The organism is Luteimonas huabeiensis HB2 (assembly GCF_000559025.1).
GTDB lineage: Bacteria > Pseudomonadota > Gammaproteobacteria > Xanthomonadales > Xanthomonadaceae > Luteimonas > Luteimonas huabeiensis.
The window spans coordinates 1-25,147 of record NZ_JAAN01000021.1 but is presented as its reverse complement, the minus strand read 5'-3'; the positions used below and the strand labels follow the sequence as shown (position 1 = coordinate 25,147).

23 protein-coding genes are annotated in these 25,147 nt (G+C 73.1%); 18 read left to right on the top strand and 5 right to left on the bottom strand.

Translation table 11 applies throughout. The features are described 5' to 3' along the window. The first annotated feature begins 26 nt into the window (after positions 1-26). The 17 genes from Z164_RS0108470 (at position 27) to Z164_RS0108390 (ending at position 15,957) form a co-directional block, all read left to right on the top strand. Positions 27-419, top strand: a complete 393-nt coding sequence (locus Z164_RS0108470) for a chemotaxis response regulator CheY (RefSeq protein WP_024890275.1) — start codon at positions 27-29, stop codon at positions 417-419. Continuing rightward, positions 416-1,045 carry a protein phosphatase CheZ gene (locus Z164_RS0108465; RefSeq protein ID WP_024890274.1) on the top strand — a complete coding sequence of 210 codons (630 nt, stop codon included), beginning with the start codon at positions 416-418 and terminating at the stop codon, positions 1,043-1,045. The genes Z164_RS0108470 and Z164_RS0108465 overlap by 4 nt, the downstream gene beginning before the upstream one ends. A 4-nt stretch (positions 1,046-1,049) precedes the next feature. Continuing rightward, a complete protein-coding gene (locus Z164_RS0108460) occupies positions 1,050-2,888 on the top strand; it encodes a chemotaxis protein CheA (protein ID WP_024890273.1) in 1,839 nt (612 codons plus the stop codon). A 279-nt stretch (positions 2,889-3,167) separates the two neighbouring features. After that, entirely contained in the window at positions 3,168-3,908 is a 741-nt protein-coding gene (locus Z164_RS0108455; protein ID WP_024890272.1) for a flagellar motor protein, read from the top strand. 1 nt (position 3,909) lies between these two features. After that, positions 3,910-4,866, top strand: a complete 957-nt coding sequence (motD, locus tag Z164_RS0108450; protein ID WP_024890271.1) for a flagellar motor protein MotD — start codon at positions 3,910-3,912, stop codon at positions 4,864-4,866. Next, a complete protein-coding gene (locus Z164_RS0108445) occupies positions 4,866-5,645 on the top strand; it encodes a ParA family protein (RefSeq protein WP_024890270.1) in 780 nt (259 codons plus the stop codon). The genes motD and Z164_RS0108445 overlap by 1 nt, the downstream gene beginning before the upstream one ends. After that, entirely contained in the window at positions 5,642-6,271 is a 630-nt protein-coding gene (locus Z164_RS0108440; RefSeq protein WP_024890269.1) for a chemotaxis protein CheW, read from the top strand. The genes Z164_RS0108445 and Z164_RS0108440 overlap by 4 nt, the downstream gene beginning before the upstream one ends. Positions 6,272-6,418: 147 nt before the next feature. After that, positions 6,419-6,712 carry an STAS domain-containing protein gene (locus Z164_RS0108435; RefSeq protein ID WP_425477220.1) on the top strand — a complete coding sequence of 98 codons (294 nt, stop codon included), beginning with the start codon at positions 6,419-6,421 and terminating at the stop codon, positions 6,710-6,712. Beyond that, positions 6,709-7,074: a response regulator gene (locus Z164_RS0108430; protein ID WP_024890267.1), complete on the top strand. Its 366-nt coding sequence runs from the start codon at positions 6,709-6,711 to the stop codon at positions 7,072-7,074. The genes Z164_RS0108435 and Z164_RS0108430 overlap by 4 nt, the downstream gene beginning before the upstream one ends. A gap of 23 nt (positions 7,075-7,097) precedes the next feature. After that, positions 7,098-9,056 (top strand): chemotaxis protein CheA, encoded by a 1,959-nt coding sequence (locus Z164_RS0108425; protein ID WP_024890266.1) that lies wholly within the window; start codon positions 7,098-7,100, stop codon positions 9,054-9,056. 56 nt (positions 9,057-9,112) lie between these two features. After that, on the top strand, positions 9,113-9,886 hold the full coding sequence (locus Z164_RS0108420) for a flagellar brake protein (protein WP_024890265.1): 774 nt from the start codon (positions 9,113-9,115) through the stop codon (positions 9,884-9,886). Positions 9,887-9,987: 101 nt separating this feature from the next. Beyond that, positions 9,988-10,467, top strand: coding sequence for a chemotaxis protein CheW (locus tag Z164_RS0108415; RefSeq protein WP_425477219.1), 480 nt, complete (start codon positions 9,988-9,990; stop codon positions 10,465-10,467). Positions 10,468-10,565: 98 nt separating this feature from the next. Next, positions 10,566-10,949 (top strand): hypothetical protein, encoded by a 384-nt coding sequence (locus Z164_RS0108410; protein ID WP_052338392.1) that lies wholly within the window; start codon positions 10,566-10,568, stop codon positions 10,947-10,949. 70 nt (positions 10,950-11,019) lie between these two features. Beyond that, a complete protein-coding gene (locus tag Z164_RS0108405) occupies positions 11,020-13,392 on the top strand; it encodes a methyl-accepting chemotaxis protein (RefSeq protein WP_024890262.1) in 2,373 nt (790 codons plus the stop codon). A 44-nt stretch (positions 13,393-13,436) separates the two neighbouring features. Beyond that, positions 13,437-14,309 carry a CheR family methyltransferase gene (locus Z164_RS0108400; RefSeq protein WP_024890261.1) on the top strand — a complete coding sequence of 291 codons (873 nt, stop codon included), beginning with the start codon at positions 13,437-13,439 and terminating at the stop codon, positions 14,307-14,309. After that, the gene (cheD, locus tag Z164_RS0108395; RefSeq protein WP_024890260.1) at positions 14,306-14,908 is read left to right on the top strand and encodes a chemoreceptor glutamine deamidase CheD; all 603 of its coding nucleotides are present in this window, start codon (positions 14,306-14,308) and stop codon (positions 14,906-14,908) included. The genes Z164_RS0108400 and cheD overlap by 4 nt, the downstream gene beginning before the upstream one ends. Then, positions 14,905-15,957: a protein-glutamate methylesterase/protein-glutamine glutaminase gene (locus tag Z164_RS0108390; protein ID WP_024890259.1), complete on the top strand. Its 1,053-nt coding sequence runs from the start codon at positions 14,905-14,907 to the stop codon at positions 15,955-15,957. Before cheD ends, Z164_RS0108390 begins: the two co-directional genes overlap by 4 nt. 133 nt (positions 15,958-16,090) lie before the next feature. Here the strand turns inward: Z164_RS0108390 and acnB are convergent, their stop codons facing one another. From acnB to Z164_RS0108375, 3 genes are read right to left on the bottom strand one after another with little or no spacing between them, the layout of a single operon-like run. Beyond that, positions 16,091-18,688 (bottom strand): bifunctional aconitate hydratase 2/2-methylisocitrate dehydratase, encoded by a 2,598-nt coding sequence (gene acnB, locus Z164_RS0108385; RefSeq protein WP_024890258.1) that lies wholly within the window; start codon positions 18,686-18,688, stop codon positions 16,091-16,093. 40 nt (positions 18,689-18,728) lie between these two features. Further along, positions 18,729-19,133: a type II toxin-antitoxin system VapC family toxin gene (locus Z164_RS0108380; protein WP_024890257.1), complete on the bottom strand. Its 405-nt coding sequence runs from the start codon at positions 19,131-19,133 to the stop codon at positions 18,729-18,731. Next, entirely contained in the window at positions 19,130-19,378 is a 249-nt protein-coding gene (locus tag Z164_RS0108375) for an AbrB/MazE/SpoVT family DNA-binding domain-containing protein (protein WP_024890256.1), read from the bottom strand. The genes Z164_RS0108380 and Z164_RS0108375 overlap by 4 nt, the downstream gene beginning before the upstream one ends. Before the next feature lie 140 nt (positions 19,379-19,518). Here Z164_RS0108375 and acnA point away from each other — a divergent pair, with 140 nt between their 5' ends. Further along, positions 19,519-22,281, top strand: coding sequence for an aconitate hydratase AcnA (acnA, locus tag Z164_RS0108370; RefSeq protein ID WP_024890255.1), 2,763 nt, complete (start codon positions 19,519-19,521; stop codon positions 22,279-22,281). 337 nt (positions 22,282-22,618) lie between these two features. Here acnA and Z164_RS0108365 read toward each other — a convergent pair whose 3' ends face one another. Both Z164_RS0108365 and Z164_RS0108360 read right to left on the bottom strand, forming a co-directional pair. Further along, positions 22,619-23,296: a YiaD family glycine zipper/OmpA-like lipoprotein gene (locus tag Z164_RS0108365; protein WP_024890254.1), complete on the bottom strand. Its 678-nt coding sequence runs from the start codon at positions 23,294-23,296 to the stop codon at positions 22,619-22,621. A gap of 167 nt (positions 23,297-23,463) precedes the next feature. Then, positions 23,464-24,894, bottom strand: a complete 1,431-nt coding sequence (locus Z164_RS0108360; protein ID WP_024890253.1) for a cryptochrome/photolyase family protein — start codon at positions 24,892-24,894, stop codon at positions 23,464-23,466. Positions 24,895-25,147 lie beyond the last annotated feature (253 nt).

Sequence of the window (25,147 nt, the reverse complement as noted above, 5' to 3'; positions counted from 1 at the left end):
ATGCCACGCCCCTCACGGAGCACGCCTTGAACAAGAACATGCGCATCCTGATCGTCGACGACTTCTCGACGATGCGGCGGATCATCCGCAACCTGCTGGCCGACCTCGGCTTCAACGACACCGTGGAGGCCGAGGACGGGCACAGCGCGCTGGCGGTGCTGCGGCAGGAGGCGGTGGAGCTGGTGATCACCGACTGGAACATGCCCGGCATGACCGGCATCGAGCTGCTGCGCGCGATCCGCGCCGACGCGCGGCTGCGCGCGCTGCCGGTGCTGATGGTCACCGCCGAGGCCAAGCGCGAGCAGATCGTGGAGGCCGCGCAGGCCGGCGTGAACGGCTACATCATCAAGCCGTTCACCGCGCAGACCCTGGCCGAGAAGCTGGGCCGCATCTTCGACCGGCTGGGGGCCCCGGCATGAGCGCGGCGCCCGCCGCCGCGACCGACGCCGGCGACCGCGCCTGGCTGCTGCAGCGCCTGCACGATGCGCTCGACGCGCTGGAGCGCGACGACGAACCGGCCTGGCGCCGCCACGTCGATGCCCTGGCCGGGGCGCGCACGCGCAGCCTGGTGCAGGGCCTGAGCCGGCTGGCGCGCGAACTGGAGCAGGCGCTGGGCGCCCTGCCACCGCCCGCCGAAGGCGACGGCGGCCTCGATGACGCCTGCGCCCGCCTCGACCACGTGGTGGCGATGACCGAGCAGGCCACCCACCGCACCCTGGACCTGATCGACCACGCCCGCACGCTGGTCGCGCGCCTACAGGACGGCGCGCTCGATCCGGCGCAGGCGCAGCTCGCCGCGGCGTTGCGCCTGGACCTGCAGGACATGGCGCTGGCGCAGAGCCACCAGGATCTCGGCGGCCAGATCGTGCGCCGGGTCGCCGGCATCGTCCGCGGCGTGCACGAGAACCTGGGCGCGCTGGGGCTGCCGCCGCGCGAGCCGGGCGCGGCCTCCCCGCGCGGCCACGGCCCGGCGGTCGCCGGCCTGGATCGCGATGCCGTGGACCAGGACGCCGCCGACGACCTGCTCTCGCGCCTGGGGCTCTAGCGCCGTGCCGGCCTGCTCGCCCGAGATCGCCGCCGACTTCGTGATCGAGGCGCGCGAGCTGCTCGACGACCTGGGCGCGCAACTGGTCGAGCTGGAACGCGCGCCGGACGACCGCGCGCGCCTCGACGCGGTGTTCCGCGCCTTCCACACCCTCAAGGGCGGCGGCGGCTTCCTCGGCGCCACCGCGCTGGTGGCGCTGTGCCACGCCGCCGAGGAAACCCTGGGCGCCGCGCGCAGCGGCGATGCGCGCCTGCTGCCGCGCCACTTCGACGCCGCGCAGCGTTCGCTGGACTGGCTGCAGGCGATGGTGGCCGCGATCGAGGCCGGCGCGCCGGTGCCGTCCGCCCCGGCGGAACTGCTCGCCGCCTTCGCGCTGGAACGGCCCGCCGCCGACACCATCGACGACGACGAGTTCGAGGCGCTGCTGGACCGGCTCCACGGCGGCGGCGCCCCGGGCCAAGCGCCGACCGCCGCCGCGCCGCCGGCCGGCGCGGCGGCCGACCCGATCGGCGACGACGAATTCGAGGCGCTGCTGGACCAGTTGCACGGCGGCGGCGCCCCGGGCGCCGCAAGCGCGGCCGCGCCCGCCCCGCCCCCGCCGGCCTCCCCGCCGCCACCACCGCCTCCACCACCGCCGGCCGCACCGGTCGCGAGCGCCGAGCGCGAGCACAGCGTGCGCGTGGACACCCGCCGGCTCGATGCCATCGTCGATCTGGTCGGCGAGCTGGTGCTGGCCCGCAACCGCCTCAAGACCCTGCGCGCGCGCCTGCGCGACGAGGCGCTCGACCACGCCGTGGGCAGCCTGGACAACGCCACCGCCCGCCTACAGGGCGCGGTCATGCGCATGCGCATGCAGCCGGTCGGCAAGGTGTTCTCGCGCTTCCCCAAGGTCGCGCGCGACGTCGCCCGCTCGCTGGAGAAGGAAGTCGAGCTGGAGCTGGTCGGCGCCGAGACCGAGCTGGACCGCAACCTGGTCGAGGCCCTGGCCGATCCGCTGGTGCACCTGGTGCGCAACGCCATCGACCACGGCATCGAGCCGCCGGCGCTGCGCGAGGCCACCGGCAAGCCGCGCGCCGGGCGCGTGCGGCTGGTCGCCCAGCAGCTGGGCGACTACGTCGGCATCGAGGTCGAGGACGACGGCGCCGGCATCGACCCCGAGCGCCTGCGCGCCAAGGCCCGCGAGAAGGGCCTGATCGACGCAGAATCGGCGGCGCGGCTGAGCCCGGAGGAATGCCTCAACCTGGTGTTCCTGGCCGGCTTCTCCACCCGCAGCGAAGTCAGCGACATCTCCGGGCGCGGCGTCGGCATGGACGTGGTGCAGTCGCGCATCCGCGAGCTGAGCGGGCAGATCCAGGTCCATTCCGAACTGGGCCGCGGCAGCCGCTTCTCGCTGCGCGTGCCGCTGACGCTGGCGATCCTGCCCACCCTGCTGGTGCACGCCGCCGGCGACGCCTACGCGCTGCCGCTGGCGCGGGTGCAGGAGGTGCTGCACGCACCGGCATCCGCGGTGAACTGGTTCGACGGACGCGCCGCCCTGGACCGCCGCTCGCACACCCTTTCGCTGCTGGACCTGCGCCGCTGGCTGGGCCAGCCGGCACCCGACGCACCGCTGCTGACCATCGTCGTGCTGCAACGCGGCGACCACCGCTTCGGCCTGGTGGTGGACGCCGTGCGCGGCCGCGAGGAAGTCGTCATCAAGCCGCTGCCGCGCGCCCTGCGCGGCCTGCCCGGCTACGCCGGCGCCACCCTGATCGGCGACGGCCGGCTGGCGCTGATCCTCGACGTGGACGCGTTGAAGCCGGGACCCGGGACCCGGGACTCGGGTCCCGGGATCGCAGGCTGAGACGAACCGGGAGGAGGCGAACCGTCGCTGCTCCCGCAAGCGAGGCACGTTGTTCCTTCTCCCGCAAGGCAGCGCCGGATGAGGGCGGCTTTTGCACGCCTGCGGCCTGCCCCCATCCGCCTTCGGCACCTTCCCCCGCTTGCGGGGGAAGGGAAAAGCGGAATGGCCCCAGCTTGCGGGGCATCGGCTTTGCCGAGTCCCGAGTCCCGAGTCCCGAATCTCGAGTCCCGGCTCCCTCCAGCCCTCAAGTCCGGCCCCCTCCGCGCCGATACCGCGGTCATGGACATCTTCAGCGTCGTCGGACTCCTGCTCGCGCTGGCCGCCCTGGTCGGGGGCAGCGTGCTCAAGGGCGCCGGGCTCGGCGCGCTGTGGTCGCCGGCGGCGTTCGTGATCGTCATCGTCGGCACCATCGCCGCGATCCTGCTGCACACCCCGCGCCCGGTGTTCGCGCGCGCGTTGCGCATCTCGCGCTGGACGCTCAGGCCGCCGGTCGCCGATCGCCGGGCGCTGGTCGCGCAGTTGCTGGAATGGAGCCACGTCTCGCGCCGGCAGGGCCTGCTCGGGCTGGAGAGTCATGTCGAGGCCCACCCCGATCCGTTCGTGCGCAAGGGCCTGCAGATGCTGGTCGATGGGCTGGAACCGGAATCGATCCGGCACATGCTGGAGATCGACCTGGAGGGCGAGGAGCGCCAGGACCTGGCCGCGGCGCGGGTGTTCGAGAGCATGGGCGTGTACGCGCCGACGCTGGGCATCGTCGGCGCGGTACTGGGCCTGATCGCGGTGATGCAGAACCTGGCCGATCCCAGCAAGCTCGGCCACGGCATCGCCGCCGCGTTCACCGCCACCATCTACGGCATCGCCTCGGCCAACCTGCTGTTCCTGCCGATGGCGGCCAAGCTCAAGAGCCTGATCGGCCGCCGCAGCGGCGAGCGCGAACTGGTGATCGAGGGCCTGATCGCGATCGCCCAGGGCGAGAACCCGCGCAACATCGAGGCGCGTCTGGCCGGCTTCCTGCACTGAGATGGCGCGGCGCAGGCGGCAGCACGAAGAGCACGGCTACCACGAGGCCTGGGCGATCCCCTACGCCGACCTCATGACGCTGCTGCTCGCCTTCTTCGTGGTGATGTACGCGGTGTCCTCGCTCAACGAGGGCAAGTACCGGGTCATGGCCGACTCGCTGGCCAACGCCTTCAGCGGCACCCCGCGCGCCATCGCGCCGATCCAGCTCGGCGAGAGCAACCGCCGCGAGTCCGACTTCGGCCGCCCGACGCCGATCCCCTCCGGCGCCCGCCACGGCCCGGAGGCGCCGTCGCCGGTGCTGGACTCGCCGCTGCAGCCGCTGCTGGAGTCGCGCCGCCGCAGCGACCGCGCGGGCGGCGCCGAGCGCGAGGCGGCGGCCGCCTCGCGCCGGCAGCTGGGCGCGATCGCCGCGCAGCTGGAGGACGCGCTGTCGGACATGGTGCGCGCGCGCCTGGTCAGCGTGCAGCGCGCCGACCTGTGGCTGGAAGTGGAGATCAACAGCGACATCCTGTTCGCGACCGGTTCCGCCGCGCTCGATCCGTCCGCGCAGGCGCTGCTGGCGCGCGTGGCGCGGTTGCTGCGCGACACCCCCAACCCGGTGCGGGTGGAGGGCTACACCGACGACCGCCCGATCCGCACCGCGCAGTTCCCGTCCAACTGGGAACTGTCGGCCGCGCGCGCGGCCAGCGTGGTGCACCTGTTCGTGCGCGAGCGCGTCGCCCCGGAACGGCTGGTGCTGGTCGGCTACGGCGAGCACCGGCCCAAGGCCGACAACGCCTCCGAGGCCGGGCGCAACGCCAACCGCCGCGTGGTGCTGATGGTACTGGCCGCGCCCGACACCCCGGGCGCGCGCCAGGCCGACCTGCCGCCGGCGCCGCTGCCGCAGCGCGACGCCGGCGCGGTGGCCGCCGCCGCGCCGTCCGCTTCCCACCGACCCCACGAGCGAGGACACGGCTGATGCACGTCTGGGCGATCGCCAACCAGAAGGGCGGCGTGGGCAAGACCACCACCACGCTGGCGCTGGGCCGCCTGCTGGCCGCGCGCGGCCAGCGCGTGCTGCTGCTCGACCTCGACCCGCACGCCTCGCTCACCCGCGCCTTCGGCGTGTCCGGCGAGCCGCAGCCCGACGGCACGGTGGACCTGTTCGCCGCGCCGCCGGCCACCCTCGCCGCGCTGCTGCGGCGCTCGCCGGTCGACGGCCTGGACTTCGTCTGCGCGCAGACCGCGCTGGCCACGCTGGAGCGGCGCAGCGCCAACCAGCCGGGCCTCGGCCTGGCGCTGTCGCAGGCGCTGGAACGCCACCGCGGCGCCCACGATCACGTGCTGCTCGACTGCCCGCCCACGCTCGGCCTGCTGATGGTCAACGCGCTGGCGGCCGCCGACCGCCTGGTGGTGCCCACCCAGTGCGAGCCGCTGGCGCTGCACGGGCTGGCCGGCATGTGCCGCACCGCGGCCATGGTCGAGCGCTCGCGCCAGCGGCCGCTGCCGGTCGCGGTGCTGCCCACCCTGTACGACCGCCGCACCCGCGCCGGCCGCGAGACCCTGGCGCGCCTGCACGAGGACTACGCCGACCGCGCCTGGGACCAGGCGGTGCCGGTGGACACCCAGCTCGCCAACGCCGAGGTCCTGGCGCGGCAGGTCTCCAGCGGCGAGCCGCCCGGCCGCGCGATGGGCGCCTACGCGCGCGCGCTCGACTGGCTGCTCGCCGCCGGCCGGCCGATGGAGCGCGCCGCGTGAGCGCCGAGGCCGCGATCGACGACTACGTCGGGCTGTTGCTGGCACCGCAGCCGGCACCGCCGACGCCGCCGGCAGCCGCACCGGCACCGCCCGCCACCGCTCGCCCGGTGCCGCCGGCGGCCGCGGCCGCCGCGGTCGATGCCCCCGAGTCCCCGGCCGGCGATGCCGCCGCCCCGCGCCGCCGCGCCGCCGAGCGCAGCGCCCGCTGGCTGCGCCTGCGCTGCGGCGGCCAGGTCTACGCGCTGGAGCTGCTGAAGATCCGCGAGGTGGTGCGGCCGGCGCCGCTGCTGCCGCTGCGCGGCGCCGATCCCGCGGTGGCCGGGCTGATCAACCTGCGCGGCCAGGTGGTGCCGGTGGTCGATCTCGGCCTGCACCTCGGCGAGGCCGCGGTCGCCGACACCCCGGCCACGCGGGTGATCGTGCTCGAGGCCGGCGGCGACGTGCTCGGCCTGCGGGTGGATTCGATCGACGACGTCGCGGAAATCGGCGACGACCGCATCGAGCCCGCGCACACCGCCCGCCTCGCCCCCGTCGGCGACCCGCGCGTGCGCGGCATCGCCCGCGTCGGCGGCGAGGTGATCCTGCTGCTCGACGCCGCGCGGCTGCTGGAGGCGCCGCTGCACTGAGCCCCGATCGCATAGCCAGCGCGCTTCCGCGACGCGCAACATCCGCTGGATTCGGCCGGCCATCCCAGATACGCCACTCCTAAAGAATCCCGCATCAACGCCGCTATCGGGTACGGACCGTCCGCAACCGGGGAGCCCATGGGCGTCGTGACACTGGAACCAGATCTCGGCATCGAGCGCTGCGAGGCGCTGAAGGCGACGCTGGCCGCCGCCGCCGGCCCGCAGCGGGTGGACGGCGGCGCCGTCGAGCGCGTGCACGCGGCCGGGCTGCAGGTGCTGCTGGCCTGGCGCCTGGCGCGCGAGGCCGCCGGCGAGGACACCGCCTGGTCGGCCTGCAGCGATGCGCTGCGCGGCGCCGCGCGCACCCTGGGCCTGGAGGCCGCGCTCGGCCTCGCGGACGTCCCCGAAAACCAACAGCAGCCCGTGGAGAACGCCGCATGAGCGCTCGCATTCTTGTAGTGGACGATTCGGCCTCGATGCGCCAGATGGTGTCCTTCGCCCTGACCTCGGCCGGCTTCGCGGTGGACGAGGCCGAGGACGGCGCGATCGCGCTGGAGCGGGCGCGCGGGGCGCGCTTCAACGCCGTGATCACCGACGTCAACATGCCCAACATGGACGGCATCGCGCTGATCCGCGAGCTGCGCCAGCTGCCGGACTACAAGTTCACCCCGCTGCTGATGCTCACCACCGAGTCGGCCGCCGACAAGAAGGCCGACGGCCGCGCCGCCGGCGCCACCGGCTGGCTGGTCAAGCCGTTCGATCCCGACCAGCTGGTCGCCACCGTCCGCCGCGTCGTGGGCTGAGCGGCCGCCGCCGGAGCGCGCACGTGAGCATCGACCTGCAGCGGTTCCACGCCACCTACTTCGAGGAAAGCCGCGACGGGCTGGATGCGATGGAGGCCGGCCTGCTGGCCATGGACGCCGGCGAACGCGGCGCGGAGACCCTCAACTCGGTGTTCCGCGCCGCGCACTCGATCAAGGGCGGCGCGGCCACCTTCGGCTTCGACGCCGTGGCCGCGCTCACCCATGCGCTGGAGACCCTGCTCGACCGCATCCGCGCCGGCACGCGCGCGGTGGGCGCTGCCGACATCGACGCGATGCTGGCCTCGGTGGACGTGCTGCGCGCGCTGCTGGCCGAGGCCGAGCACGGGCGCCCGGCCGACCCGGCGCAGGTGCGGGCGATGGACGCGCGCCTGCAGGCCCTGCTGGGCGAGGCCAGCGACGGGCCGCGCGCGACCGCGCCGGACACGAACGCCGCCGCGGGCTGGCGGATCGAGTTCCAGCCCGAGCCGACGCTGTTCATGCGCGGCAACGACCCCATCGCCCTGCTGCGCGCGCTGGAGGCGCTGGGCCCGCTGCAGGTGCAGGCGCGGCTGGACGCGCTGCCCCCGTTCGAGGCACTCGACCCGCTGCAGGCGGCGATCGGCTGGTCGCTGCGGCTGGATGCGCCGGTTCCGCGCGCGGCGGTCGAGGACGTGTTCGCCTGGGTCGAGGACGAGTGCCGGCTGGCGATCGAACCGTTGCCGCCGCCGTCGCCCGCGGCCGGCGACGCATCCGCCGTGGCCGCCGACGAAGCGCCGGCCGCAAGCGCCGCGCGCGGCGCGCCGGCGCACGAGGGCGAGAGCTCGATCCGGGTCGACGTGGCCAAGGTGGACGCGCTGGTCAACCTGGTCGGCGAGCTGGTCATCACCCGCTCCATGCTGCAGCAGCTCGGCACGGGCCTGGGCGTGGAGGTCGCCGAGCGCATGGAGGCGGCGCTGGCCCAGCTCGAGCGCAACACCCGCGAGCTGCAGGAGGCGGTGATGGGCATCCGCATGCTGCCGGTGGACGCGGTGTTCCGCCGCTTCCCGCGGCTGGTGCGCGACGCCTCCGCGCGGCTGGGCAAGCGGGTGCGCCTGCAGACCCGGGGCGAGAGCACCGAGCTGGACAAGGGCATGATCGAGCGCATCGCCGATCCGCTGGTGCACCTGGTGCGCAACGCCATCGATCACGGCCTGGAGCCCCCTGAGGCGCGCGTCGCCGCGGGCAAGGACCCGACCGGCACCGTCACCCTCGCCGCCGCCCACCGCGACGGCCACATCGTCATCGAGGTCGCCGACGACGGTCGCGGGCTGGACCGCGCGCGCATCCTGGCCAAGGCCCGCGAGCGCGGGCTGGCGGTGCCCGAATCGCCCACCGACGCCCAGGTCTTCGACCTGGTGTTCCAGCCGGGCTTTTCCACCGCGGACACGATCACCGACCTGTCCGGCCGCGGCGTCGGCATGGACGTGGTCCGCAACAACATCCGCCAGCTCGGCGGCAGCGTGCAGCTCGACAGCCGCAGCGGCGCCGGCACCCGGGTCGAGATCCGGCTGCCGCTCACCCTGGCCATCGTGGACGGCATGGCGGTGGCGGTCGGCGGCGAGACCCTGCTGCTGCCGCTGGCGCACGTGCGCGAATCGCTGCGCCCCGGCCCGGGCGACATCCGCACGGTCAAGGGCGAGGGCCGGCTGCTGAGGCTGCGCGACGAGTTCCTGCCGCTGCTCTCGCTCGGCGAGGCCTACGGCTACGCGCGCTCGCGGGGCGACGAGACGGTGGCGGTGGTGGTCGAGGGCGAAGGCCAGCGCCTGGCGGTGGAGGTGGACGCGCTGATCGGCCAGCAGCAGGTGGTGGTCAAGAGCCTGGAGCGCCACTATCGCCACGTGGACGGCATCTCCGGGGCGACCATCCTGGGCGACGGACGCGTGGCGCTGATCGTGGACGTGGGCGGGCTGGTCCGCGGCCGGCGCCTGCCGCAGGCGGCCTGAATCGTGCGCCGCGCGCCGCCCCCCGCCGCGGCGCCGCCGTGCCGAGGGCGCGCGGCGTGAGCGCGCAGCACGAGGACGCACCGCCGCTGCCGGCGCCCGCCGCCGGCGCCGACGACCTGCGGCGCTACGAGAAGCGCGCGCGCGAGGACGTGCGCCGGCTGCTGAAGGCCCTGGCCGCGGCCCGGGCGCTGGTCAGCGCGCACGCGGTCCCCGGCGAACGGCCCTGCCCGACCGCGGTCCTGGAGGTCGGCGATGACGACACCGTGCTGATCGACGGCCACGCGCACGAGGCGGTCAACCGCCGGCTGCTGCAGGCCCACCACCTGGTCTGCGTCTGCCGGCTCGACCGCGTACGCATCCAGTTCCGCCTGCAACGCCTGCGCCCGGTGCGCATCGACGGCCGCGCGGCGTTCCTGGCGCCGCTGCCCGGCGCGATCCTGGAACTGCAGCGGCGCGAGGCCTACCGCCTGGCGATCCCGCCGCTGCAGCCGGTGCACTGCCGGCTGCCGGCGACCGGCGCGGCCGAGGCGCGTCGGCTGCGCGTGTTCGACCTCAGCGCCGGCGGGCTGTCCTTCCGCTGCGGCGCCGAGGACACCGCCTACGCGCCGGCGCGCGAGCTGGGCGCGTGCGGGCTGGAGCTGCCGGCCGCGCCGCCCCTGCAGGTGGTCCTGACCGTGGCCCACGCGAGCCTCGTGCGCGCGCGCGACGGCGGGCGCGAGCAGCGGATCGGCTGCCGTTTCGGCCCGCTGCCGGCCGCCGCCGAGCGCGCGATCCAGCGCTACATCTTCGCCGTCGAGCGCCTGCGCAGCGCCCGCGAGCGCGGCGCGTAGCGACCCGCCGGCATCGACGGCGCGACTCAAGTTCCCGCCGCCGCGGCCGATCTCTGCTGGGCGACGAGTCCCCCGCGGCCACGACCATGCAGGCATCTTCCTTGAGCAGCCCCGACGCCCTGCCCGAACCGGGCGAGTACCTGAGCTTCACCCTCGGCGACGAGCACTACGCGCTGGACATCCTCAAGGTCCGCGAGATCCGCGGCTACGAGGGCGTGACCCGGGTGCCGGACACGCCGGCCTACATCCTCGGCGTGGTCAACCTGCGCGGCACGATCGTGCCGGTGCTGGACCTGCGCCTGAAGCTCGGGCTCGAGCGCGCGCGCTACGACGCCTTCACGGTGATGATCGTGCTGAGCCTGGACGACCGCCTCGCCGGCATCGTGGTGGACGCGGTGTCCGACGTGGTGCGGCTGGAGGCCGGGCAGATCCGGCACACGCCGGAACTCGGCGCGCAGGTGGACACCCGCTTCATCTCCGCGATCGGCACCACCGACGAGCGCATGGTGATCCTGCTCGACATCCCCTCGCTGATCGACTGGGCCGACGCGGGCGCGGACGCGCAGGCCAGCGCGGCATGACCGGCGGCTCAAGTTCCGTCGCGCGCCGCCGATACGGGGGCCGCGGGCTTCCGTCCGCCCCTTTCGTTCCGCCGAATCCACCGCCAGGAGTCTTTCCCATGAACGCGCACCGCCTGCTGACCGCGCTCTGCGTCGGCGCCGCCGCCTTCGCCGCCCTTCCCGCTACCGCCCAGGAGATGATCCCGGCCGAACAGGCGGTCCGCCACGTGGGCAAGACCGGCATGGTCTGCGGCCGCGTCGAGCGCACCCGCCACGCCCAGAACACCGAGGGCGAGCCGACCTTCCTCTACATGGGCGGCGCCTTCCCCCGCCACACGTTCTCCGCGCGCATCCCCGGCAGCATCCGCGGCAGCTTCCGCCCCACGCCCGAGGAACTGCAGGGCAAGGACGTCTGCGTGGTCGGCGCCATCCAGCGCGACGCCAGCCGCGCCGAGATCGCGGTGAGCTCGCCGTCGAACATCAAGCTCGCCGACATCCGCTGAAGAACACCGCCGGGCCGCCGCGCGCGCCCGGCCCCATGCCGCTTTCCGCCTCCCGGGGGCCCCGCCCATGATGCAGCGCCTGAAGCACCTCAGACTCTCCCACAAGCTCATGCTGGCCTTCGGCATCGTGCTGGCCCTGATGGTGGTCCAGGGCCTGGTCTCCTACGTCGGCATGTCCTCGCTGGCGCGCGAGACCGACCACCTGGTCGACGACACCATGCGCTCGGTCGCCACCGCCGCCGAGGTGCGCACCCTGCTGGGCGAGTACCGCGACGCCGCCTACCGCGGCCTGATCCGCGCCAGCGACGCGGTCAAGCGGCAGGCGCGCGAGCAGACCGCGACCCTCGACGGCCGCATCGCCGCCGTCCTGGCCGACTACGAGACCCTGCTGGTCCGCGGCGACGACGCCCGCGAGCGCGAACTCTACGAGGCGCTGAAGACCCGCTGGGAGGCGGCGCGCGGCTCCTACCGCGAGGTCGAGGAGATGATCGACCTCGACCTGCCCGACGACGCGGTCGACACCTTCCTCGGCGACACCCACCGCCTGCACGCCGACGCCGTCGCCGCGGCCAGCGCGCTGATCGAGCACGACAACGCGGCGGCCGACGCCGCCCGCGCCCAGGCCCGCAGCACCCACGCCGCCTCCAATGCGCTGGTGCTGGTGGTGCTGCTGGCCGGCGTGGTCGGCGGCCTGGCCATCGCCTGGGCCTTCGCCCGGCAGATCGCGCGCAGCCTGGAGGGCGCGGTGCACGTGGCCAACGAGATCGCCGCCGGCAACCTCGACAACGAGATCGCCGTGGACGGGCAGGACGAGATCGGACGGCTGCTGGCCGCCATGCAGCGCATGCAGGACGACCTGCGCGCGCGCATCGAGCGCGAGCGGCACGAGGCCGGCGAGAACCTGCGCATCCGCACCGCGCTCGACGGCGCCGGCACCAGCGTGATGATCGCCGATCCCTCGCTCACGGTGATCTACGCCAACCACGCGGTCGCCGCGCTGTTCGACGAGTACGCCGGCGAGATCCGCAAGGACCTGCCGGACTTCGACCCGGCGCGCATCGTCGGCAGCCGGATCTGCGAATACCACGCCGATCCGGAGCGCACCGCCGCCCTGCTGGAACGGCTGGAAGGCGCCTACCAGACCGAGATCGCGCTCGGCGAGGCGCACTTCGTGCAGACCGTGGCGCGCGTCGAGGACGCCGGCGGCGGACTGCTGGGCTACGTGGTCGAATGGCGCGACCGCACGCCGCAGGTGCGCGTGGAGGCCGAGCTGGCGCGGGTGGTCGATGCCGCCAGCCGCGGCGACCTGGCGCAGCGCATCGGCCTGGACGGCAAGCAGGGCTTCTACCTGCAGCTCGCGCAGCGCCTCAACGGCCTGCTGGACGCCAACGGCGCCAGCCTCGCCGGCGTCTCCGGCATGCTGCAGGCGCTGGCCGAAGGCGATCTCGGCTACCGCATGGAAGGCGAGTTCCACGGCGTCTTCGCCCGCATGCGCGACGACGCCAACCGCACCGCCGAGCAGCTCACCCGCATCGTCGGCCGCATCCAGGCCGTCTCCAGCGCCATCGACACCGCGTCCGGCGAGATCGCCTCCGGCAACAACGACCTGTCGCGCCGCACCGAGCAGCAGGCCGCCAGCCTGGAGGAAACGGCCGCCTCGATGGAGGAACTGACCTCCACCGTGCGCCAGAACGCCGAGCACGCCCAGCAGGCCAACCGCCTGGTGATCGGCGCCGGCGAGGTGGCCACCCGCGGCGGCGAGGTCGTGGGCCAGGTGGTGACCACCATGGGCGAGATCGAGCGCGCCTCGCGCCGCATCGCCGAGATCATCTCGGTCATCGACGGCATCGCCTTCCAGACCAACATCCTGGCCCTCAACGCGGCGGTCGAGGCCGCCCGCGCCGGCGACCAGGGCCGCGGCTTCGCCGTGGTCGCCGGCGAGGTCCGTTCGCTGGCGCAGCGCGCCGCCAACGCCGCCAAGGAGATCAAGGCGCTGATCGACGACTCGGTCGACAAGGTCGGCAACGGCTCGGCGCTGGCCGCGCAGGCCGGCGCCACCATGGGCGAGATGGTCGCCTCGGTCGAGCGCGTCACCGGCATCATGGCCGAGATCAGCGCCGCCTCGCAGGAGCAGGCCTCGGGCATCGAGCAGGTCAACCGCACCATCGCGCAGATGGACGAGACGACCCAGCAGAACGCCGCCCTGGTCGAGGAGGCGTCCGCCGCGGCGCGCAGCATGGCCGAGCAGGCCGGGCAGCTGACCGAGCTGGTGGCGCGGTTCCGGCTGAAGGACGCCGGCGGGGCCGACGACCTCGAGGCCGCCACCGCCACCGCGACCGCGGTGCGCCGCGCCGCCCGTCCCGCCCGCGCGCCCGCCGCCGCCGTGCGGCCGCGCCCGGAACCGGCGCTGGCCGCGGCCGATGCGGACTGGCAGGAATTCTGAGCCCGCGCGGCGGCGCGTCCGCGCGCCGCCGCCCACCGTCGCCCATGCCCGCGCCACCCGCCCCGCACGCCACCGCCGGCCGGCGGGAATTCCCCTTCCACGACCGCGACTTCCGCCGCGTCTGCGAGCTGATCCGGCGCCACGCCGGCATCGCGCTGGGGCCGGCCAAGCGCGACATGGTCTACGGGCGCCTTTCGCGCCGGCTGCGCGCGCTGGGCGTGGACAGCTTCCGCGCCTACCTCGACCGCATCGAGCACGGCGACGACGACGACGAGCTGCAGGCCTTCGTCAACGCGCTGACCACCAACCTCACCGCGTTCTTCCGCGAGCCGCACCACTTCGAGCGCCTGCGCGAGGAACTGCGCGCGCGCGCCGGCGCCCCGGCACCGCAGCCGCTGCCGCTGTGGTCGTGCGCGGCCTCGACCGGCGAGGAGCCGTACTCGATGGCCATCGCCGCCTGCGAGGCCTTCGGCAGCCTGGCCCCGCCGGTGCGCATCCTGGCCACCGACATCGACACCCAGGTCCTGGCCGCCGCGGCGCAAGGGGTCTACCCGCTGGAACGGGTCGCGGGCCTGGAGCCGGCGCTGCTGCGGCGCTACTTCCTGCGCGGCGCCGGTCCGCAGGCCGGGCGTTGCCGGATCAGGCCCGAACTGCGCGCGCTGGTGGAGTTCCGCCCGCTCAACCTGCTGGCGCCGCGCTACGACGCGCCCCACGGGATCGTCGCGCTGTTCTGCCGCAACGTGATGATCTACTTCGACAAGCCCACCCAGCGCGGGATCCTGGCCCGCCTGGTGCCCCACCTGGCCGAGGACGGCCTGCTCTACACCGGCCATTCCGAGAACTACCTGCATGCCGGCGACCTGATCCGGCCCTGCGGGCGCACCCTGTACCGGCGCGCCGACGGGGCACCGGCATGAGCCCGCCCGCCGAGGCCCTGCTGCGCTATCGCGATCCGCGCTTCCAGGTGCAGGCGGTCAAGCTGCTGCCCACCCAGTACCTGGCGGTCGACGACGGCACCGCGCTGGTGACGGTGCTGGGCTCGTGCGTGGCCGCCTGCCTGCGCGATCCGCTGCTCGGCATCGGCGGCATGAACCACTTCATGCTGCCCGATGCCAGCGGCGGAGACGGCGCCCGCGACGGCGCGCCCGCGCGCTACGGCAGCTATGCGATGGAGCTGCTGATCAACGACCTGCTCAAGCGCGGCGCCAGCCGCCAGCGCCTGGAAGCCAAGGTCTTCGGCGGCGCCAACGTGCTCAAGGGCTTCGCCAGCAACCCGGTCGGCAGCCGCAATGCGGAGTTCGTCGGCGACTACCTGCGGGCCGAGCGCATCCCGGTGGTGGCCTCCGACCTGCGCGGCATCCACCCGCGCAAGGTGTGGTTCTTTCCCGACAGCGGCCGCGTCGTCGTGCAGCGCCTGCCGCACGCGCACGGCGCCGAGGTGGTCGCCGCCGAGACCGCGGTGCGCGCGCGCCTGTCCGGCGGCCCGGCCAGCGGCGGCGTGGAGCTGTTCGCATGAGCGCGCCGGTGCGCGTGCTGGTGGTCGACGACTCCGCGGTGGTCCGGCAACTGCTGGCCGGCATGCTCGCGCGCGCGCCCGGCATCGAGGTGGTGGGCACCGCCGCCGACCCGCTGATCGCGCGCGAGAAGATCCTGCGCCTGCGCCCGGACGTGCTCACGCTCGACATCGAGATGCCGCGCATGAACGGGCTGGAATTCCTCGAGCAGCTCATGCGCCTGCGGCCGATGCCGGTGGTGATGGTCTCCTCGCTGACCGAACGCGGCGCCGCCGCGACCCTGCAGGCGCTCGCGCTGGGCGCAGTGGACGTGGTCGCCAAGCCGAGAGCGGCCAGCGCGGCCGAGTTCGACCGTTCGGCGGCCGAACTGGCCGCGCGCGTGCGCCACGCCGCGCAGGCCCGCGTGCAACCGCGGCGCACGGCCCCCGCACCGGCACCGCCGCGCGCGCTCGCGGCCAGTCCCGCCGCGCGCACGCGCCTGATCGCCATCGGCGCCTCCGCCGGCGGTACCGAGGCGATCCGCCAGGTGCTCGAAGCCATGCCCGCCGAGGCCCCACCGGTGCTGATCACCCAGCACATCCCCGCCGCCTTCAGCCGCCCCTTCGTGGAACGGCTGGACCGGCACAGCGCCCTGCGCGTGCTGGAAGCGACCGACGGCGATCCCATCGTGCCGGGCCATGCCTACCTGCCGCCGCCCGATCGCCACCTGGGCATCGCGCGCGACGGCGCCGGCTGGCGCTGCGTCGTCGTCGACGGCGAGCCCGTCAACCGCCACCGCCCGGCGGTGGACGTGCTGTTCCACGCCGTCGCCCGCCACGCCGGCGCGCGCGCGATCGGCGCGCTGCTCACCGGCATGGGCGACGACGGCGCGCGCGGCCTGCTGGCGATGCGCGAGGCCGGCGCCGCCACGCTGGTCCAGGACGAAGCCACCAGCGTGGTCTGGGGCATGCCCGGCGCCGCGGCGAAGCTGGGCGCCGCCGACGAGATCGTGCCGCTGCCGCGGATCGCCGCCAGGATGCTGGAGCTGTCGCGCCGGGAGGCGGCGGCCTAGGCGTCAGGGCGGACGCGCAGGCAGCGCCGTTGCGATCGCGCAGGCGCGTTCCGGCCTTCATCGTCGCGGACCGGGAAGCGACGAAAAAGGCCCGGCATGCGCCGGGCCTCTTCGTTGCCGCGTCAGGCGGCGATCACGCCGCCACCGAGGCCGCGACCTCGCGGTACTCCTCGATCTGGTCGAAGTTCATGTAGCGATAGATCTCGGCGCCGCGGTCGTTGATCACGCCGATGTCGGCCATGTACTCGGCCTTGGTCGGGATGCGGCCCAGGCGCGAGCAGATCGCGGCCAGCTCCGCCGAGCCCAGGTACACGTTGGAGTTGCGGCCGAGGCGGTTGGGGAAGTTGCGGGTGCTGGTCGAGAACACCGTCGCGCCCTCGCGCACCTGCGCCTGGTTGCCCATGCACAGCGAGCAGCCGGGCATCTCCATCCGCGCGCCGGCGGCGCCGAAGGTGCCGTAGTGGCCTTCCTTGGTCAGCTCGCTGGCGTCCATCTTGGTCGGCGGCGCCACCCACAGCCGCGTGGGGATGTCGCGCTTGCCCTCGAGCAGCTTGGCGGCGGCGCGGAAGTGGCCGATGTTGGTCATGCACGAGCCGATGAACACCTCGTCGATCCGGGTGCCCGCCACGTCGGACAGCGTCTTCACGTCGTCCGGGTCGTTCGGGCAGGCCAGCAGCGGCTCGTGTACCTCCGCCAGATCGATCTCGATGACCGCGGCGTACTCGGCATCGGCATCCGGTTCGAGCAGCTGCGGATCCGCCAGCCATTCCTCCATCTTGCGGATGCGGCGGGCCAGCGAGCGGGCGTCCTGGTAGCCTTCGGCGATCATCCACTTCAGCAGGGTGATGTTGCTGTTGAGGTATTCGATGATCGGTTCCTTGTCCAGGCGCACCGTGCAGCCGGCGGCGGAGCGCTCGGCGGACGCGTCGGACAGCTCGAACGCCTGCTCCACCTTGAGCTGCGGCAGGCCCTCGATCTCCAGGATGCGGCCGGAGAAGATGTTCTTCTTGCCCTGCTTGGCGACCGTCAGCAGCCCCTGCTTGATCGCGTAGTACGGGATCGCATTGACCAGGTCGCGCAGGGTCACGCCCGGCTGCAGCTCGCCCTTGAAGCGCACCAGCACCGATTCGGGCATGTCCAGCGGCATGACCCCGGTGGCCGCGGCGAACGCCACCAGGCCGGAACCGGCCGGGAACGAGATGCCCACCGGGAAGCGCGTGTGCGAATCGCCGCCGGTGCCGACGGTGTCGGGCAGCAGCATGCGGTTGAGCCAGCTGTGGATCACGCCGTCGCCCGGGCGCAGCGAGATGCCGCCACGGGTGGAGATGAACTCCGGCAGGGTGTGGTGGGTCTTGACGTCCACCGGCTTCGGGTAGGCCGCGGTGTGGCAGAACGACTGCATCACCAGGTCGGCCGAGAAGCCCAGGCAGGCCAGGTCCTTCAGCTCGTCGCGGGTCATCGGCCCGGTGGTGTCCTGCGAACCGACGGAGGTCATCTTCGGCTCGCAATAGGTGCCGGGGCGCACGCCCTGCCCCTCCGGCAGGCCGCAGGCGCGACCGACCATCTTCTGCGCCAGCGAGAAGCCGCGGCCGCTGTCGGCCGGCTGCTGCGGCTGCCGGAACAGGTCGGCCGCCGGCAGGCCCAGCGCCTCGCGCGCCTTGGCGGTCAGGCCGCGGCCGATGATCAGCGGGATGCGGCCGCCGGCGCGCACCTCGTCGAACAGCACCTCCGACTTGACCTGGAACTCGGCGATGACCTGCCCGTCCTTGAGCGCCTTGCCCTCGTAGGGCCGCAGCTCGATCGTGTCGCCGTGCTCCATCTTCGACACGTCGAGCTCGATCGGCAGCGCGCCGGCGTCCTCCATCGTGTTGTAGAAGATCGGCGCGATCTTGCCGCCCAGGCAGACGCCGCCGAAACGCTTGTTGGGAATGAACGGGATGTCCTGGCCGGTCCACCACAGCACCGAGTTGGTGGCCGACTTGCGGCTGGAGCCGGTGCCGACCACGTCGCCGACGTAGGCCACCAGGTGCCCCTGCGCCTTGAGCCGGAGGATCTCGCCGATCGGGCCGCGCTTGCCGTCCTCCTCCGGCACGAACGGCGCGTCGGGGCGCTTGTTCTTGAGCATCGCCAGCGCGTGCAGCGGGATGTCCGGGCGGGTGGTCGCATCGGGGGCCGGCGACAGGTCGTCGGTGTTGGTCTCGCCCGGCACCTTGAACACGGTGATCGTCAGCGATTCCGGCACTTCCGGCCGGCTGGTGAACCACTCGGCCTCGGCCCAGCTCTTCAGCACGGCCTGCGCGTTGGCGTTGCCGGCCTCGGCCTTCTCCTGCACGTCGTGGAAGGCATCGAACACCAGCAGGGTGTGCTTCAGGCCCTCGGCCGCGACCTCGCCCAGCTCGGCGTGGTCGAGCAGCTCGATCAGCGGATGGATGTTGTAGCCGCCCAGCATCGTGCCCAGCAGCTCGGTGGCGCGGCGCGGCGGGATCAGCGGCGTGGTCTCGGTGCCCAGGGCGAGCGCGGCCAGGTACGAGGCCTTGACCTTGGCGGCATCGTCCACGCCCGCGGGCACCCGCTGGCTGAGCAGTTCGACCAGGAACGCGCGTTCCGCCTCGTCCGCCGGCGGCTGCTTGATCAGCTCGATCAGGTCGGCGGTCTGCTGCGCCGACAGCGGCAGCGGGGGAATACCGAGCGCTTCGCGTTCGGCGGCGTGTTGGCGATAGGCTGCGAGCATGGGAACTCCGGGGTGACGCGTACCGGTGGACGGTTTCGCCTCAAGCCGACGGTACGATCAGCTTGAGACCCTTGAAATAGTCGCGGAAGAACGCCGCGTCGCGGGTGATGAGCCCGTCGCACTGGAGCAGCGCGTGGGCGCCGATCAGGAAGTCGGCGATCACCCGTTCGCGCTGTCCGCCGCGGGTACGGAAACGGCGGTACATGTGGCCGGCGCGCATGGCCGCCGCCTCGTGGGTCGGCTCGTAGCGGATGCCCAGGCCCGACAGCACGTCCATCAGGCTGGCGGAGGTGTCCAGCATCGCCTGCACCTCGGCCACCACCGCGTCGCAGACGACCACGTCCTCGCGCGCCAGCGCATCGCCGATGCAGGTCTCCGACGCCTCGGCGTGGACCGGATCGCCGGCCAGGATGTCGAGCAGGACGGATGCGTCGAGCGCGATCATGGGTCCACCGGATCGCCCGGCGCGCGACCGCGCACGGCACGCAGCGCCTCGTCGGTGGAGGCGTGGCCGTCGACCAGCCGGAACTTGCCGCGCACCTTGCGCAGCGCCTCGCTGACGTCCTTGCGCAGGATGATCCGGCCGCCGTCCAGCTCGACCTTGAGGATGGTGCCCTTGGTCAGGCCCAGCGCGTCGCGCACGGCCTTGGGCAGGGTGATCTGCCCCCGTTCGGCTACGGTGGCTTCCATCGGACGACCCTCGCGGACCTTGAGTATGCGAGAATTGTACATACCTCAGGCGCCATACCCAAGTCATCGTACCGAATCGTCACGAACGATCCGCGACAATTCAGCAATCCCCCTCCGCCCCAGCTACAGGAGTGCCGCTCATGAGCGATTCCTTCGCCACGCGATCCGAACTGACCGTCAACGGCCAGACCTACCGCTACGCCAGCCTGGCGAAGCTGGGCGAGCGCTTCGACATCGCCCGCCTGCCCTACTCGCTGAAGATCCTGCTGGAGAACCTGCTGCGCCACGAGGACGGCGAGACGGTCACCGCGCGCCACATCGAGGCGGTCGCGACCTGGCGGGCCGAGGCCGAGCCCGACACCGAGATCGCCTTCATGCCCGCGCGCGTGGTGCTGCAGGACTTCACCGGCGTGCCCTGCGTGGTCGACCTGGCGGCGATGCGCGACGCGGTGGTGCGCCTGGGCGGACGCCCCGAGCAGATCAACCCGCTGATCCCCTCGGAGCTGGTGATCGACCATTCGGTGCAGGTCGACGTGTTCGGCCGGCCCGACGCGCTCGACCTCAACGGCAAGATCGAGTTCGAGCGCAACAAGGAGCGCTACGGCTTCCTGCGCTGGGGCCAGAAGGCGTTCGACAACTTCAAGGTGGTGCCGCCCAACACCGGCATCGTCCACCAGGTGAACCTGGAGCACCTGGCGCGGGTGGTGATGGAACGCGAGATCGACGGCGCGCTGTGGGCGTTCCCGGACACCGTGTTCGGCACCGACTCGCATACCACGATGATCAACGGCATCGGCGTGCTGGGCTGGGGCGTGGGCGGCATCGAGGCCGAGGCCGCGATGCTCGGCCAGCCCTCGTCGATGCTGATCCCGCAGGTGGTCGGCTTCGAGCTGACCGGCAAGCTGCCCGAGGGCGCCACCGCCACCGACCTGGTGCTGACCGTCACCCAGATGCTGCGCAAGCACGGCGTGGTCGGCAAGTTCGTGGAGTTCTACGGCGACGGCCTGCAGCACCTGCCGCTGGCCGACCGCGCCACCATCGGCAACATGGCCCCTGAGTACGGCGCCACCTGCGGCATCTTCCCGATCGACGCCGAATCGCTGAACTACCTGCGCCTTTCAGGGCGCAGCGAAGCGCAGATCGCGCTGGTGGAAGCCTACGCGAAGGCGCAGGGCCTGTGGCACGACGCCGCCAGCCCGCATGCGACCTACAGCGCCACCCTGCGCCTGGACATGGGCGACGTGAAGCCGTCGCTGGCTGGCCCCAGGCGCCCGCAGGACCGCGTGCTGCTCGAGGACGTGCAGGCCAACTTCCGCGAGAACCTGGGCCCGCTCATCGCCCGCCGCAACGGCGCACGGGATCCGCAGATCGACCGGTTCGAGAAGGAAGGCGGCGGCCAGCCGCAGGCCGAGCACCTCGCGGCGAAGCCGATCTCCCGGATCACCCTCGACGACGGCGAGCACGAGCTGACCGACGGCTCGGTGGTGATCGCCGCGATCACCTCCTGCACCAACACCTCCAACCCCGCGGTGATGCTCGGCGCCGGCCTGCTGGCCCGCAATGCCGTGGCCCGCGGCCTCAAGGCCGCGCCCTGGGTCAAGACCTCGCTCGGGCCCGGCTCGCGGGTGGTGACCGACTACCTGCAGAAGGCCGGGGTCATCGACGACCTGGAGAAGCTCGGCTTCTACGTGGTGGGCTACGGCTGCACCACCTGCATCGGCAACTCCGGCCCGCTGCCGGAAGCGGTGTCGCGCGGCATCGCCGAGAACGACCTCGCGGTCGCCTCGGTACTGTCGGGCAACCGCAACTTCGAGGGCCGCATCCACGCCGAGGTGAAGATGAACTATCTCGCCTCGCCGCCGCTGGTGGTCGCCTACGCGATCGCCGGCACCGTGGACATCGACCTCACCCGCGAGCCGCTCGGCCACGATCCCGAGGGCCGGCCGGTCTACCTGCGCGACATCTGGCCCAGCAACAAGGAGATCGGCGACGTCATCGCCGCCACCGTCGGCCCGGAGATGTTCAAGCAGAACTACGCCGACGTGTTCAAGGGCGACACCCGCTGGAACACCATCGAGTCGCCCGACGGCGAGCTCTACGCCTGGGACGAGCGTTCCACCTACATCAAGAACCCGCCCTACTTCGACGGCATGACCATGCAGGTCGGCCACATCGCCGACATCCGCGGCGCCCGCATCATGGGCCTGTTCGGCGATTCGATCACCACCGACCACATCTCGCCCGCCGGCAGCATCAAGAAGGACTCCCCGGCCGGCCGCTTCCTGCAGTCGCGCGGCGTGCAGCCGGCCGACTTCAACAGCTACGGCAGCCGCCGCGGCAACGACGACGTCATGGTCCGCGGCACCTTCGCCAACATCCGCATCAAGAACCTGATGTTCGGCGGCGAGGAAGGCGGCAACACCCTGTACTTCCCCAAGGACGGCGGCGAGCCGGAGAAGCTGGCGATCTACGACGCCGCGATGAAGTACAAGGCCGACGGCGTGCCGCTGGTGGTCTTCGCCGGCGAGGAGTACGGCACCGGCTCCTCGCGCGACTGGGCCGCCAAGGGCACCAACCTGCTCGGGGTGAAGGCGGTGATCGCGCAGAGCTTCGAGCGCATCCACCGCTCCAACCTGGTCGGCATGGGCGTGCTGCCGCTGCAGTTCCGCAAGGGCGAGAACGCGCAGACCCACGGCCTGGACGGTTCCGAGACGATCGACGTCACCGGCCTGGAAGACGGCAAGGCCCGGACCGCCACCGTGACCGCCAGGCGCAAGGACGGCAGCACCGTGAGCTTCGAGGTCGACGTGCTGCTGCTGACGCCGAAGGAAGTCGAGTACTTCCGCAACGGTGGCCTGTTGCACTACGTCCTGCGCCAGCTCGCCGCGAAGCAGGCGGCCTGACCGGCTCCGGACGGGCGGAAGACCGGCCCGGGCGCACGGCGCCCGGGCGTTCGGGGACGCGCGAAGCCATGCTTCGCAAGCGCGCCCCCTCACCCGCAACGGCGGCCTGTTGCACTACGTCCTGCTGCGCCAGCTCGCCGCGAAGAAGACGGCCTGACCGGCTCCGGACGGGCGGAAGACCGGCCCGGGCGCACGGCGCCCGGGCGCGCTGGCCGGATACCGAGCGCCCGACCGCCACGCGTCCGCTCGCCACTGGCAACCTCACGAGCAAGCACGAAAAAGGGCCGCGATGCGGCCCTCTTCCGTGCGATGGACGCGCCGCGGCCGGCGCGAACGCTTACTGCTGGATCGGCACCAGGGTGATCTCCACGCGGCGGTTCTGCGCGCGGCCGGCCTCGGTGCTGTTGTCGGCGATCGGGCGGGTGAAGCCGGCGCCGACGGTGATGATGCGCTGCTGGGCCACGCCCTGCGCGGTCAGGTAGGAGGCGACCGCCTGCGCGCGACGCTCCGACAGCTGCTGGTTGTAGCTGGCGCTGCCCACGTTGTCGGTGTGGCCGGCGACCTCGATCACGGTCTGCTCGTACTGCTTCAGCGTGTTGGCCAGGTTGTTGAGCACCGGATAGAACTGCGGCTGGATGTTGGTCTCGTCGAAGCCGAAGGTCACGTTGCCGGGCATGTTCAAGGTGATGTTGTCGCCCTGCCGGACCACGTCCACGCCGGTCCCGGCCATCTGCCGGCGCAGCTCGGCTTCCTGGCGGTCCTGATAGACGCCGACGGCGCCGCCGGCCAGCGCACCGACGCCGGCGCCGATCATCGCGTGCTGCCGGCGCTCGGTCGCGCTGTCGCCGCTGAGCAGGCCCGCGACGGCGCCGATGCCGGCGCCGACCAGCGCGCCCGTCCTCGTGCGGTTCGGGTCGTTCGGGTCCGAGGACTGACCGGTATAGGTGGCACAGCCGGTCATCAGCAGGGCGCCGGAGAGGGCGGCGGTCAGACCGGCGGTCACGGACTTGCGCATGGGTGGTCTCCCTTTCTGGTTTCGCGCCGGCCGCAACCGGCTTGTGATGGACGTCCGCATCCTAGTCACGCCAGGGTGGCGGGTGGGTGATGGGCGAACGGCCCGGATAGACCCCATTCATCTTGTCGCGCCTGCCGCCGCACGGAGACGCGCCGCGGCCGTCGCCGTCACCTTCGCGCCTTGCCGGACACCTGCGCGTAGGCCTCGAGCGCGGCCTGCCGGCCGGCGGCCAGGTCCACCACCGGCGCGTGCGGATAGCGTTGCAAGCGCCGCAGCGCCGCCTTCGGCGCCTCCCAGGGCGCATGCCGATACTCGCGCGGAAGCGATTCCAGCTGCGGCAGCCAGCGCAGCAGGTAGGCCGCCTCGGGATCGAAGCGCCGCGCCTGCAACACCGGATTGAAGACACGGAAGTAAGGCGCCGCGTCGGCACCGGTGCCGGCGGTCCACTGCCAGCCGAGGGTATTGTTGGCGAGATCGGCATCGACCAGCGTGTCCCAGAACCAGCGCGCGCCGTGCCGCCAGTGCAGGCGCAGGTGCTTGGTCAGGAAGCTGGCGACGATCATCCGCACGCGGTTGTGCATCCAGCCGGTGCGCCACAGCTCGCGCATGCCGGCATCGACGATCGGCACGCCGGTGCGGCCGCGCTGCCAGGCGGCGAGCGTGCGCGCCTCGGCACGGGCCCAGGGAAAGTCGGCAAAGCGCGGGTCGAGGCTGTCGTCGGGTGTTTGCGGGTAATGGTGCAGCAGGTGGTGGGCGAACTCGCGCCAACCGAGCTGGGCGAGGAAGGGGTCGGCGACTTCCGGCGGCGCGGCGGCCTGCACCGCCGCGGCGACCCGGGCGACGGCGATCTCGCCGAAGTGCAGATGCGGCGACAGCCGCGAGGTGCCGCGCAAGGCGGGCCGGTCGCGCGCGTCGGGGTAGCCGGCCAGGCCCTCGGCCAGGAAACGATCCAGCGCAGCGCGCGCGCCCGGCTCGCCGGGTTCGAAGCGCTCCCAGCAACCGCGATCCCAGCGCCGCTCGGGCCGCAGGTGCAGCCCCTCCAGGGTCACCCCGTGCGGCACCGCGTCCTCGTCCTCGACCGTGGCGAATTGCGCGGGCGCGTCCCACAGCCGCGGCGCGCGCCACTGGGTGCGGGCCTTGCGCCAGAACGGCGTGAACACCCGGTACGGATCGCCCTGCCCGGTCTCGACCTCCCAGGGCTCGAACAGCAGCGAGCCGTTGTAGCTCTCCGCGCGCAGGCCGCCCTCGCGCAGCGCGCGCTTGATCGCGGCGTCGCGGGTCTCGATCGCGGGCTCGTAACGCCGGTTCCAGAACACCGCCTCGGCGTCCACCGCGGTGGCCAGGGTCTGCAGCGTGGCCAGCGTGGGGCCGTGGAAGCAACGCAGCCGCGCGCCGCGCTCGCGCAGGCGCGCATCCAGCGACGCCAGCGCATGGTGCCGCCAGGCGTCCGAGGCGGCGCCCGGGCGCCAATCGCCCTCCTCCGCCGGCGCGTGGACGTAGACCATCAGCGGCACGTAGCCGCCCTCCACCGCCGCGCGCAGCGCGGGGTTGTCGTCGAGCCGAAGGTCGTTGCGGAACCAGACGAGCGCGATGGCCATGGCGGAGTATGGACGGTCGCCGCCCCCGCCGCGTCAAGCCCCCAGGTGTGGGCATTCGACCGCAGCGCCGCAGCTGCCCCGTTCCAGCGAGCGGGTGCATGTCGTTCCTTCTCCCGCAAGCGCGGTTCATGCCGTCCCTTCTCCCGCAAGCGGGGGCATGTTGTTCCTTCTCCCGCAAGCGGGAGAAGGTGGCGCGAAGCGCCGGATGAGGGCCGCTCTGGACGCCTGCGGCGTGCCCCCATCCGCCTTCGGC